Genomic DNA, 11,193 nt, shown 5'->3' on the forward strand with positions numbered 1-11,193 from the left:
TAAATATTTTTTATTGTAATTTTTTCATACGCATGCACATCACGTATGCCATCAGTGCAATTACTGAGGTAATAATTCTTAACCCAACCCGACATGCCCTCTTTCATGATATTCTCTTTTTTGATTGACGCGCCTTTTAAAATCATGTCAACGCGGCTCCATTCTATTTCTATGTTTTCACTATTTTTAAGTTCGGGAATTGCATTCAAATAATCTTTTTCCCTTTCATCCCTTTCGTGTTCTTCTTTATGTTTAATAAAAACATAGGTCAATCCTTTTTCAGTAATATACATATCCAATCCGGGGGCTTCGGCCTTAAACAATACAAAAGGTACGGGCTTACCATTCATATCAACCATTTGCCCCTGGTTCTCCAAAAACTTTACGGGACGGCCTTGCATCCATTGTCGGACCTGTTTTTCATCCCCTTTAGCGCTGAAAGTTCCTGTAAAAACCATTGAGCAAAAAATAAGTAAAAAAGAGCGCATGTGATTTGCTTTTATTTTCATCTTAGTTTTGTATTGTTGAAAAAATTAACTTTATTACAACAGCTTTGCCCCTCCCAAAAGACTACTCCGCTATCTGTTTTTAATGGCAATAATGAACGAATTAATTATTATATACCGGATGAACTATACTTATTTTTATTCGCGATTGCTGAATCGCATGCTTGACATTTATGTGTTATAAATGTATTACAATGACTAAAGAGTTACAAGCTGATTAATAGGATTATATAACTAATCCGATTTATATAAATTGAACCAATTGATACAAAATATTATTATTTTATGTTAATTTAAACGTTTTTAAACTCAATAAAAATAAAATAATGACTAATCCGAATAAGAAATCGAAGCTACTAAGATTGGTAAAATCTTTAAAAGTTAATGAGAAGAGGTATGTGGTTATTTATTTATCAAAACATAAAAAGGACAACAACTTACTAAGACTTTATAAAACCATAAGTGAAAACTCCGAAATAACTGATGCCGACATTCTAAAAAAGAATAATGAAAAAAAATTCACTTCACAATTTGCTAAAAATAAGCATTTGCTGTACGGTTTAATACTAGATGCATTACATCAGTTTCATTTAAAAAAATCTCCCTATGCACGTGTATTAACAATGTTGCACCAGGCAGAAATACTTGCCAACAAAGGATTATTTGATGATCAGAAAGAATGGCTTTTAAAAGCAGGTCAGATAGCGGATGACTTCGAATTGACAGAATTGAAACTTGAAATATTGAAATTAAGAAATACTGTTGATGCCGAAAAAAACAGTTTAAAAAAAATCCTGGAAGAAACGGAATGCTTATCCAATAAAATTATTCAACGATCCAAACTGGTACATTTAATTCGCCGAATACTCGTATTAACGCGAATAACAGGGAACCGGTTAACAGCTCGTCAAATAAGCTATTTAAGGGCCCACAGTTTAAATGAACTAAAAAAACAGCGATTCATACTTGATTCCTTTTTTATGAACTATTTTTACCTGGATTACTTTTTGATGTACTATACTATAACCGGCAACTACTACGAAAGCTATATTACTGGGACGAAGATTTTAAAATTAGTTAAACAAAATCCAAGTATGTTGCAACTCCAGATCTGGAGAGATAAATATGGCTCCAGTTTAAGCCGTCTGATTAATGCATCTGCTATGATCTCTAAAAACGAAATGGTAGACTTTGCCCATAAGGAGGTAAGCAGATTGGATATTCCATATAACAGAAAATCTTTAATTGAGCTGAACATGCTGGACATCTATATACAATCCGGTGAATTTAAAAAAGGTGAAATATCTTTGAACCGTATTCAAAAAAATGCCAGCTATATCCAAAAGGGCCTCGATCCTTATACCAGTTCCATCTTATACTTTAATCTGGCTGTTATGAACTTTGGTTTGGGAAACTATTCGAAAGCAATCTTTTGGTTCAATGAAATTATAAATGATTCGAATAAATATATACCTGATCAATACTTTGGTGGAATTACTATGATACTCCGCATGATTACATATTATGAATTAAAACGCTATGATATAATTGAATTACATCTCCGCTCCACTCATCGCTATATTATGAAGACGAAGCGTAATTTTAAATTTGATCAAATAATGGTGGCATTTATTGGAAAAATAATTGCAATTAATAACAAGCATGAATTAATAACAATAATGAAACAGGTTCGAAATGAATTATTAACGCTCTCAAAAATAAAAACGGAGGGAAAAATCCTGCACTATTTCGATTTTATTGCCTGGCTTGAAAGTAAAATTGAGAACCGGCCTTTCGCCCAAATTATCAAGGAAAAGGGAGTATATAAAAACAGTAATGTTTATTCATTTTAACTAATTATTTTACCTACTACAAAGTATGGATCAATTTAATAGCAAATGCAATAAAATATTCGACAAAAAAAGCTGATCCTCAGATAGAAATAGGTTCCGACAAAGAAGAAAACCGGATCATTTATTATGTGAAAGATAATGAAGCTGGATTCGACATAGCCTATGCAAACAAGCTCTTCGGTATATTTCAACGATCACACAGCTCTGAAGAATTTGAAGGCACAGGTATTGGCCTTGCAATCATTCAGCGTATAATAACCAAACATGTAGGTAAAGCATGGGCAGAGGGGGAAATTGACAAAGGAGCAACTTTTTATTTTACATTACCGGTCATTCAGTAAAATCAGACGCTCAAAATAATCCGGCGATTCTTTCCCGGAAATACAGCAGGATGTAAAATTTATACTACCCCGGAAAATCAATTGTAAATGAAACCCCTTTATTGCTCTCCAGCGAAAATGTCCCATCCAGTTGCTCCGTGAGCATAGAAACCAATTGCAAACCAAGTGTTGTAGATTTATTTATATCAAATTTCCTCGACAGACCAATCCCATTGTCTCTGATATTTAGTTTATAGTTTCCGGGCTTCCCTTTCACGTTCTCCTTTGTAAACTTTAAAAGAATTTCTCCATCTTCCTTTCCATCAAAAGCATACTTATAGCTATTGGTGATAAGCTCATTGATAATAAGTCCACAGGGAATGGCTGTGTCAATTTTTAAATGATGTGATTCCGCCTCCAGAAGCACACGTATAGGTTTTTCATTTTTATAAGAGTCTTTGACCGATAAGACAAGAGCCTTCAAATAACAGGCAAAGTCCACTCCCGAAATATCTTTAGACTGATAAAGCGTTTCATGGACCAATGCCATTGATCTTATCCTCCGCGTATTATCGGCGAAAAAATTTATAGAGTTTTTATCGGAAAGCCCATCCATTTGCAGGCTCAGAAGGCTGGAAATGATCTGCAGGTTATTCTTAACCCGGTGGTGCACTTCCCTGAACAGCACTTCTTTTTCCTTAAGTGACACTGTGGATGACTGCAATTCCTCCCCCAGCATATTTATACCTGTGGCAAGTGCATCAAAATCATCACCTGAAGTTCCGACAAAAGATTTTCTATCGAATTGAAGCTTTGCATAGGCTTCAACCACATTCAAAATGTTATTGATCCGCTTATTTGTTTTCCGCTGGGCCGTTTTATTCTGTTTAAACTCTTTTTCAATTTTAGTCAATGCCCTGATCATGAAGGCTTCCTTGTCTTTTTCTTTCTTATTGACAGGAACTCCGATCATCCTGCATACTTTACTGTAAACTCCATCCCTCTTCCGGCTCATACTTCTGAATTATGATTTTATAATAAATTTTTTCAACCACTCCAATGCTGCTGCTTCCGAATTAAACAGCTGGGTGGGAACCACCGGCTTATTTATTCCAAGAAAAAAATTTCCAATGACTTTACTTAAAGGTGTTCTGATCAACATGCCTATAGCGCATACTCCCGGCTGCCTGCCATGCATAGCAAAGTGATCGCGGGCTGGCTTATCGATAGACTTTATTTTCCGAAGATCAACGAGTAATGGCCTTAATTTATCACCGGAAACTTTTCCGACAACAATGGTATTCTCCTGTGCATCTGTCAATCCTATCACTCCGTTTTTTTTAACCACAGTTCTGCAAATGCCGGATTCGTCCAGCCATGTAGTAAAAATTTCAGTATAAATCGCTCCCTTGGGTTCACGTTGTCCCATTCAAAAATAATAGGTTCTTGCTATAAATATATCAATTTAATCCCTGAACAGATTCATCAAACATGGATACGGGACAAATGATTCAACCTACTGCCATTATATAGGCGGCAGGTCATTTTTTAAAAAGCGATTGCAGCCATTCAACGGCCTCTTCCTGCCTTTCAAAATAACGGGTTGGAACGGGTGGTTTAACAACCTTTACGTAAAAGTTGGCCAACAAACGCTGATGGGTTGAGTTGATTATAAAGGCATCGGCAAGTGTATGTTTGAAGTTCTGGGGAGCCGCTGAATTTTCAATTACTTCCTGGCTGAATGATGTGTACTTACCACCCACAATAAGCACTAAATATTTACCCCCATTAGCGACCTTCCCGATCGCATTATTGATCTCATCCTGATCTGTCATTTCTACAACATAATCTTCCTTCAGATCAATGCAAAGTATATTGTCGGGACGCAAAAAAACTCTTCCGCATTTAATGCTTATCTCTGTAGTGCGTGTATCGGAACTATTAATACTCATTGGCCTTTCATGTGAAAAACAGCCGGATAAAAACATTATTATACAACAGTTTTAACCACCTCAATTTTAATGCCTGTTCCTTTTATTTTTCCATATCCCCCGGATACGTTAGTGATATTATTAAACCCTGCCGCCTTCATAATCGAGGCCGCTATCATAGAACGGTATCCACCGGCGCAATATAAATGGTACGACCTGTCCTTATTCAAGACTTTCAGCATACTATTCAATTGTGCTAATTCAATATTAGCGGCTCCCGCTACATAACCACTTTCATACTCCGATGGCTTCCTGACATCCAATGCGGTTGTTTTATCACTATTTGCCACAGCAGCAAAGGCTTCAGGAGAAACCGATGATAGTGTTTCCGGTTTTTCACCGCTTGTTTTCCATGCGACAATACCACCATTCAAATAGCCCTTTACATTTTCGTATCCCACACGCGCCAATCGTAAAATTGATTCGGCTTCTTTACCAGGAACCGCAATAATTACGAGCGGACGTTTAATATCAATGAGTGTACCAACCCATATCGCGTATTGACCGTTGAGCCCGATGTTTATGGCACCTTTGATGAATCCCTTTTCAAACTCTTCCGCTTCACGTGTATCAAGAACCAAAGCGCCTTTTATTATTTCCTCTTTAAACTCATCAACAGTCATAGCCTGTGTATTTTGTTCAAGCACTTTATCAATATTATTATACCCAGTCTTGTTAATGGCCGCATCACTGAAAAAATACTGAGGCGGCGCGCTGAGCCCGCCAGCCACGAGCTGAATGAATTTCTCTTTGTTCATCTCCAGCATCGCATAATTCGTTTTTTTTTGCTGACCGATCGTACTCCAGGTTTCTTTTCCTATATTCTTACCGCAAGAAGAACCGGGACCGTGGGCAGGATACACGATCACATCATCTCCCAGCTTTTTAAGTTTATTGTTGAGCGATTCATACATCATTCCGGCCAATTCTTCCTTCGACATCATGCCATCCAGCAAATCAGGCCGGCCAACATCGCCCACAAACAGAGTATCACCGGTAAATACGCAATGGTCCTTTCCGGAAGCATCGATCAATAAAAAGCAGGATGATTCAGGGGTATGGCCGGGAGTATGCAGTACTTTTATCTGCAGCTTTCCGACTTTAAATATCTCTCCGTCTTTAGCGTTATAGGCGTTGTATGTAGTTTCCGCGAGGGGACCAAAAACAATTTTTGCACCTGTTTTTTCGGCAAGGTCAATGTGACCCGAAACAAAATCGGCATGGAAATGCGTTTCAAAAACATACCTGAGTTTAGCATCTTTGCCTTTAAGCCTTTGCAAATAGGGCCCGGTTTCCCTTATCGGATCTATAATCGCGGCCTCACCTTCCGACTCAATATAATAAGCCGCTTCGGCCAGGCAATTGGTGTATAATTGTTCTATTATCATAATCCTTCCTAAAATTATCTCTGTGATGAAAATTTTCAGGTGCTCTTAGAGGTTATTTAAAATTTATCCCTGCATTTTGCTATGGCGCCTTTTTTCCTTGACAATCGCTCAATCCTGGCTCAAATACCCACAGGGTATTTGCCCTGTTACTTTTTTTCGGCAAGAGGTCGCTGAGCTATTGCCTGTAAAAGTACCTCGTCTGAGAAAAAAATGCGCTCATATAAATTTAAACAACCTCTTAGCGCTAATAAATTTCATTTTTCGTTATTCTCTCCCTTTTTACTTTTAAAGTTCTCCCCTGGGAGGATATAGGTGGGGTGCGTTTACTGAAATGCATTTATACCTGTTACATCCATTCCGGTTATCAACAAATGTATATCGTGTGTCCCTTCATAAGTGATCACCGATTCCAGATTCATCATATGGCGCATAATTGAATATTCACCTGTAATCCCCATGGCACCATGTATCTGCCGTGCTTCACGTGCTATTTGCAGAGCCATGTTCACACTATTGCGTTTGGCCATTGATATCTGGGCCGGTGTTGCGCGGTTCTCGTTTTTCAAAACTCCCAGGCGCCAGCAGAGCAACTGTGCCTTGGTAATTTCGGTGATCATTTCGGCTAATTTTTTCTGCGTGAGCTGAAAACCCGCGATAGGTTTACCGAACTGGATACGCTCCTTGGAATACTGCAGCGCTGAGTCATAACAATCCATCGCGGCACCGATTGCACCCCATGATATTCCGTAACGTGCAGAATTAAGACAGCTCAAAGGCCCCTTCAATCCTTTTACTTTGGGCATTAAATTATCCCTGGGAACTTTTACATTATCAAAAACAAGTTCACCCGTAGCACTTGCCCGTAACGACCATTTACCGTGAGTTTCAGGAGTTGTAAACCCTTTCATTCCGCGCTCAATGATCAGGCCCTGAATTTCTCCCTGATCATTCTTTGCCCAGACAACAGCAATGTCGGCAAAGGGAGCGTTTGATATCCACATCTTAGCGCCATTCAGCAAATAATGATCTCCCTTATCTTTAAAATTGGTGATCATACTTGAAGGATCGGATCCATGGTTAGGTTCTGTTAATCCGAAGCAACCCATCAATTCACCTGTGGCCAGTTTCGGCAAATATTTCTTTTTTTGTTCTTCGCTTCCAAAAGTATAAATGGGATACATCACCAGCGAACTCTGAACGGAGGCGGTTGAACGTAATCCGGAATCACCGCGTTCCAGCTCCTGCATGATCAATCCATAGGCGATCTGGTCAAGACCTGCACCGCCAAATTCCTGCGGTATATATGGGCCGAATGCACCAATCCCGGCAAGCCCTTTTATCCATTGTTTGGGAAATTCAGCTTTCTGGCAGGCTTCTTCAACGATCGGGGACACATCCTTTTTTACCCATGCACGTGTTGTATCCCGAACCATTTTATGCTCATCTGTGAGCAACTCATCCATTAAATAGTAATCGGGCGATTGGAAATTGTCTGATTTTGCCATACATGTTACTAATTATAATTCAACTTAAAATACGATAACTAAAGGTATGAAAATATTAGGGTTATAAGCGTAGGATTTGAAATGGATTTTACGAAAAAGAAGGCAATCAAAAGGGGAAATCAATTACTTTTTTCGGAAACAACGAGTACCTTCCTGAACAATTGATTTTTACTTGTGGCAACAACATAATACACTCCGGGCACAAAGTCACTTTCAGTACCTATAGTGGCTGAGAGATAATGGTCATTATCACCATTAACAACGATTTTAGAATATACCGTTTGGCCGAATGAATCATATAACACCAACAAGACTTCGTTTTCAGCAAACATATTCATACTAATACTTACCGGACCGCCATCAGATGGATTAGGGTATATAAGCAAAAAGCTATCATCTTTATTCTCAACAGCGACCATTTTAGAATAGGTAAATTTTCCGTCGTAATCTGTTTGCTTTAAGCGATAGTATGAAATCTCTTTCAAAGGCTTCGCATCAATACTGCTGTAACTTAATTTCGATAAACTATTTCCAGCCCCTGTTACATTAGTAATAATTTCAAAGCGAATCCCGTCAGAAGATCTTTCAACAGTAAAATAACTATTGTTGGTCTCAGTAGCAGTTACCCAGTTCAAATGAACTGCACCCTCCTTGTATTGAGCGGTAAAATTCAGCAGTTCTATAGGTAAAACTCCGGTTGAAACACACGATGAGAACTGAGAGGTGTTTCGCGGAGCAGAAGGATTGATAGCCAATGCAGTTACACATCCATTGAAAGAACCGGTGGCAGTCCAGGCGCCTCCGGCAGTAGCTTTAGTAGCAGCTCGGAAATATCGGCCTTCCGTTTTTGAGCAAATATCGTCAAGGTAAACTTCAATACTGTCATTTGCGCCTGATGTGCCGGTAACCGTCGTGGTATTTGCAGATGAAATTGTCGGAGCGGACTTACTGGCGTTTCCACTGCTAACTAACACGATACCCCCAATGCCACTACTTGTTGAATTACACATAAAACTGTTATGGCTGATTAAAACGTTGGTTGTTGTTGCACCAGTAACCAATACCCCCTCTGTTCCATTGTTCCAGATATAATTTTTGTCAGCTCCCAGAGATCCTCCAATAACAACGTCTTTCACTGAGGTGCGTATTCCATAACCTCCATTCCCCATCGACTCCGTTGCAGAAGAACCGGTTCCTATTTTATTTGCTTTAATATTACATGTAATACTCCCTGATGCCACTGTTACCAAATCAATGCCATCACCGGAATTACCGGAAATAACATTCGATTCACCAGCAGTAGAGGATCCGATTGTTAACGCGAGATTAGAACCACTGTTCGCCATCTGAATGCCATCACCTGAATTTCCTAAAGCTGAGGTTCCGGCAGAATTTGTTCCGATCATGTTACCCTTAATAGTTGCCACTGTAGTTGAACCAGAAGTCAGAAGAATTCCGTTTGAAGTATTTCCTGAAATAGTATTTCCTTCATAGGTACCGGAGCCCCCTATTGTTGCAGTAAGGCCCCCTGAACCCGAGTTTAAGGAAATTCCATTCCCGCTATTTGCAATTGCATATGTTCCTGCTCCATCAACACCTATTTTATTGCCATAAATAGTAGCTGTTATAGCTCCAGAAGAATTCAAGTCAACGGCGGCACCCCCATTTCCGGAAATAATATTTCCTTCACCGGAAGCACTGCCTCCTAAGAAAACAGTTTTTGCACCGGCTCCGGCAGGCATGTATATTCCGCCACTGCTATTTGAAAAGCCCATTGTACCATCCGAACTTGCACCTATATAATTCCCTTTAATAAGAATATGCGGAGCAGTAGTAGTTACCGAGGCTGAAAAATAAATGCCGTATCCGGTATTGCCTGAGATAACATTCGATTCAGCCGCAGTGCTTCCCCCTATGGTGCAGTCCGTCTGGTTTATAATATAAATTCCATCTGCACCATTTCCAAAATCAGTATCGCCCGCAGCATTTACGCCAATTTTATTCCCTTTTATAACCGAGCCGGCTGAAGATGAGGTGGTAGTTAAGTAAACTCCTTTCCCGCTGTTTCCGGAAATAATATTGCCGTCAGTGGCTCCCGAACCACCAACAATACATGATGAAAAAGTAGCTGAGGTTATTATTAATCCATGTCCGTTATTTGCAAGAACAGCGGTTCCGGCGGCATTCACGCCTATTTTGTTTCCATATACAGTAATGGCAAGCACAGACGTGCATGATAGACTAACGCCATCTCCCCCGTTTCCGGAAATCACATTCCCTTCCCCTGAAACAGTTCCACCGATGGCAACCGTTTTATTACTACCTGTTGAGAGCAAGTAAACACCTCCGCTGGTGTTTGAAAGAGATGCTGTTCCGACCGCATTTACGCCAATGTAGTTTCCTTTAACAACGAAATGGGGGGCAGTAGTAGCTATCGTTGGGTCATAATAAATACCATATCCGGCATTCCCTGAAATTATATTGTTTTCGTAAGTGCCGCCTCCTCCTACTGTACAATCTGTTGTCTTATAAACGTAAACACCATCTGAACCATTACCCAGATCTGCAGTTCCATTTACATCAACCCCTATTTTGTTCCCTTTAATAACTACTCCTGTAGAACTGGTAGCTGATGCGGAGTTAATATAAATTCCCTTCCCGGCATTTCCTGAAATTATATTTCCTTCACCTGAGGCGGATCCTCCTATTGTAACACCTGATAATGAACTACTCGCATTGGTAATGTATACTCCATGAAAAGAGGTGCTTGTTCCGTTCACCTCAACCGATGTGCCAAGTGTGTCAACACCAATGTAATTCCCTTTAATGGTAATTCCTGTAAAAGTGCTTGCACAATTTACATAAATGCCATGATTGCTGTTTCCGCTGAGTACATTTCCTTTTCCAGCAGCACCTACAATTGCTCCGCTTTTAGTTGTATAAAAACCGTTTTGCCCTCCTTTTATGTAAAGTCCGTAAATGGCAGTTCCGGTCGCGGTACTGCTTATTCCATCGCGTGTAGTGGAATTTACATTGATAATTATTTTGGGGCACACACCGGTATAGCCGGTTATAGTTTGGGTGGTCCCGTCAATCGTAATATTTGCTGTGCTGATTACAGGCAGTGCGCCTGTTAACGTTATTGTTCGTGTTGCAGGGTTGCCCGTAGCTGTGGGTATGGCAAATACTATATTGTCGCCACTTGTGGTTGCGGAGGCAATAGCAGCACTTAATGAACCCGCGCCAGATGCCGCTATAGTTGTTACGGTATAAGTTGCAGCCGCACTTGCATTGCTGAATAATGGCAGTATCAATAAAAATAATCCGAAGACAATATGTTTTATAATCCTGTCCATACTGCTAACATGTTGTAGTTTTTTTGTCGTGAATTCTTGTTTCGTTCAAACATTTAGGATTTGTTTTGTTCCGTAAAATCCAACGGATCAATTCATCCCTTCCGGTAAATTCATTCTAATAGATAATCGTAGTTTAATGAATAACCCCGAGGCAGAGCCTCGAGGTATCGCGTTACTCGAACAAGCTTAATTGATTTTTATGAAACCTTTTATAAACATTTTTTTCATTGCCTTGATTGTGAATATACTGTTGAATTACATCTTCGTTTGCATA

General features: G+C 39.5%; 9 protein-coding genes. 2 read left to right on the plus strand and 7 right to left on the minus strand.

All coding sequences use genetic code 11. The features are described from left to right. A partial coding sequence (locus HYU69_17285; GenBank protein ID MBI2272096.1) for a hypothetical protein occupies window positions 1-509 on the minus strand: 509 nt, incomplete at its 3' end. Window positions 510-832: 323 nt separating this feature from the next. On the opposite strand from HYU69_17285, the gene HYU69_17290 reads away from it, so the two are divergent. Together HYU69_17290 and HYU69_17295 are read left to right on the plus strand one after the other, a co-directional pair. Next, window positions 833-2,359 carry a hypothetical protein gene (locus HYU69_17290; GenBank protein ID MBI2272097.1) on the plus strand — a complete coding sequence of 509 codons (1,527 nt, stop codon included), beginning with the start codon at window positions 833-835 and terminating at the stop codon, window positions 2,357-2,359. Continuing rightward, window positions 2,353-2,700, plus strand: coding sequence for a GHKL domain-containing protein (locus HYU69_17295; protein MBI2272098.1), 348 nt, complete (start codon window positions 2,353-2,355; stop codon window positions 2,698-2,700). Before HYU69_17290 ends, HYU69_17295 begins: the two co-directional genes overlap by 7 nt. 64 nt (window positions 2,701-2,764) lie before the next feature. On the opposite strand, the gene HYU69_17300 is transcribed toward HYU69_17295, so the two are convergent. The 6 genes from HYU69_17300 to HYU69_17325 all read right to left on the minus strand — a co-directional run bounded on the left by HYU69_17300 (window position 2,765) and on the right by HYU69_17325 (window position 10,919). Next, complete coding sequence (locus HYU69_17300; GenBank protein MBI2272099.1) at window positions 2,765-3,694, minus strand: sensor histidine kinase; 930 nt, start codon at window positions 3,692-3,694, stop codon at window positions 2,765-2,767. Window positions 3,695-3,703: 9 nt separating this feature from the next. Then, entirely contained in the window at window positions 3,704-4,108 is a 405-nt protein-coding gene (locus HYU69_17305) for an STAS/SEC14 domain-containing protein (GenBank protein MBI2272100.1), read from the minus strand. A 112-nt stretch (window positions 4,109-4,220) separates the two neighbouring features. Further along, on the minus strand, window positions 4,221-4,631 hold the full coding sequence (locus tag HYU69_17310; GenBank protein MBI2272101.1) for an STAS/SEC14 domain-containing protein: 411 nt from the start codon (window positions 4,629-4,631) through the stop codon (window positions 4,221-4,223). Window positions 4,632-4,669: 38 nt separating this feature from the next. Next, window positions 4,670-6,058, minus strand: a complete 1,389-nt coding sequence (locus tag HYU69_17315) for an MBL fold metallo-hydrolase (GenBank protein MBI2272102.1) — start codon at window positions 6,056-6,058, stop codon at window positions 4,670-4,672. Between the two features lie 323 nt (window positions 6,059-6,381). Continuing rightward, the gene (locus HYU69_17320) at window positions 6,382-7,563 is read right to left on the minus strand and encodes an acyl-CoA dehydrogenase family protein (GenBank protein ID MBI2272103.1); all 1,182 of its coding nucleotides are present in this window, start codon (window positions 7,561-7,563) and stop codon (window positions 6,382-6,384) included. A gap of 119 nt (window positions 7,564-7,682) precedes the next feature. Beyond that, window positions 7,683-10,919 carry a T9SS type A sorting domain-containing protein gene (locus tag HYU69_17325; GenBank protein MBI2272104.1) on the minus strand — a complete coding sequence of 1,079 codons (3,237 nt, stop codon included), beginning with the start codon at window positions 10,917-10,919 and terminating at the stop codon, window positions 7,683-7,685. Between the last annotated feature and the right edge of the window lie 274 nt (window positions 10,920-11,193).

This window comes from Bacteroidota bacterium (assembly GCA_016183775.1).
Taxonomy (GTDB): domain Bacteria; phylum Bacteroidota; class Bacteroidia; order JABDFU01; family JABDFU01; genus JABDFU01.

What these genes read in the sequence shown, in the direction of transcription:
- HYU69_17290 (MBI2272097.1), top strand. Translation starts at nt 833, where the DNA reads ATGACTAATCCGAATAAGAAATCGAAGCTACTAAGATTGGTAAAATCT.
- HYU69_17300 (MBI2272099.1), bottom strand. Translation starts at nt 3,694, where the DNA reads ATGAGCCGGAAGAGGGATGGAGTTTACAGTAAAGTATGCAGGATGATC.
- HYU69_17305 (MBI2272100.1), bottom strand. Translation starts at nt 4,108, where the DNA reads ATGGGACAACGTGAACCCAAGGGAGCGATTTATACTGAAATTTTTACT.
- HYU69_17310 (MBI2272101.1), bottom strand. Translation starts at nt 4,631, where the DNA reads ATGAGTATTAATAGTTCCGATACACGCACTACAGAGATAAGCATTAAA.
- HYU69_17315 (MBI2272102.1), bottom strand. Translation starts at nt 6,058, where the DNA reads ATGATAATAGAACAATTATACACCAATTGCCTGGCCGAAGCGGCTTAT.
- HYU69_17320 (MBI2272103.1), bottom strand. Translation starts at nt 7,563, where the DNA reads ATGGCAAAATCAGACAATTTCCAATCGCCCGATTACTATTTAATGGAT.
- HYU69_17325 (MBI2272104.1), bottom strand. Translation starts at nt 10,919, where the DNA reads ATGGACAGGATTATAAAACATATTGTCTTCGGATTATTTTTATTGATA.